Raw genomic sequence first — 1,450 nt, forward strand, 5'->3', positions numbered from 1 at the left:
GCTGCCGCAGCTTCGGTGCATAGTTTAGCCCCGTTACATCTTCCGCGCAGGCCGACTCGACCAGTGAGCTATTACGCTTTCTTTAAATGATGGCTGCTTCTAAGCCAACATCCTGGCTGTCTGAGCCTTCCCACTTCGTTTCCCACTTAACTATGACTTTGGGACCTTAGCTGGCGGTCTGGGTTGTTTCCCTCTTCACGACGAACGTTAGCACCCGCCGTGTGTCTCCCGTGATAACATTCTTCGGTATTCGTAGTTTGCATCGAGTTGGTAAGTCGGGATGACCCCCTAGTCGAAACAGTGCTCTACCCCCGAAGATGAGTTCACGAGGCGCTACCTAAATAGCTTTCGGGGAGAACCAGCTATCTCCCGGTTTGATTGGCCTTTCACCCCCAGCCACAAGTCATCCGCTAATTTTTCAACATTAGTCGGTTCGGTCCTCCAGTTAGTGTTACCCAACCTTCAACCTGCCCATGGCTAGATCACCGGGTTTCGGGTCTATACCCTGCAACTCATTCGCCCAGTTAAGACTCGGTTTCCCTACGGCTCCCCTATACGGTTAACCTTGCTACAGAATATAAGTCGCTGACCCATTATACAAAAGGTACGCAGTCACCCCACCCCAAAGCACATTCACTGCTTGTTTTGTGTGTTGGACGTCGCAAAAAGCGCTCCGTCAACGCGTGTTGAATGCCACTTCAAAGTTGTCCTCAACACCAGAAAATGCTTTGGTGGTGGGGCTCCCACTGCTTGTACGTACACGGTTTCAGGTTCTATTTCACTCCCCTCGCCGGGGTTCTTTTCGCCTTTCCCTCACGGTACTGGTTCACTATCGGTCAATCAGGAGTATTTAGCCTTGGAGGATGGTCCCCCCATATTCAGACAGGATAACACGTGTCCCGCCCTACTCGTCGAGTTCACAACACTAACACCTTCGGATACGGGGCTATCACCCTTTACTGCCGGACTTTCCAGACCGTTCTCCTGATGCTAATGCTGATTAAGACTCTGGGCTGCTCCCCGTTCGCTCGCCGCTACTAGGGGAATCTCGGTTGATTTCTTTTCCTCGGGGTACTGAGATGTTTCAGTTCCCCCGGTTCGCTTCGTTTGACTATGTATTCATCAAACGATAGTGCAACGAATTGCACTGGGTTTCCCCATTCGGAAATCGTCGGTTGTAACGGTTCATATCACCTTACCGACGCTTATCGCAGATTAGCACGTCCTTCATCGCCTCTGATTGCCTAGGCATCCACCGTGTACGCTTAGTCGCTTAACCTCACAACCCGAAGGTGTCTTTTTTGTCACTCGACACGAAACCCGACGGCTTCTGTCTGTTGACGACATCTTCAAGTTGAGATTTTTGAGAGACTCTCACATTGTTTAAGCGATAAACAATGTGCGTTGTTTTCAATTTTCAGCTTGTTCCAGATTGTTAAAGAGCATAATT

The 1,450-nt window shown here is 50.0% G+C and carries 1 rRNA gene; it reads right to left on the reverse strand.

The window, feature by feature from the left end:
- A 23S ribosomal RNA gene (locus PSF67_RS21670) occupies window positions 1–1,279 on the reverse strand; the annotation flags it as partial.
- Window positions 1,280–1,450: the final 171 nt, after the last annotated feature.

The organism is Providencia sp. PROV076, assembly GCF_028483405.1.
Classification (GTDB): domain Bacteria; phylum Pseudomonadota; class Gammaproteobacteria; order Enterobacterales; family Enterobacteriaceae; genus Providencia; species Providencia huaxiensis.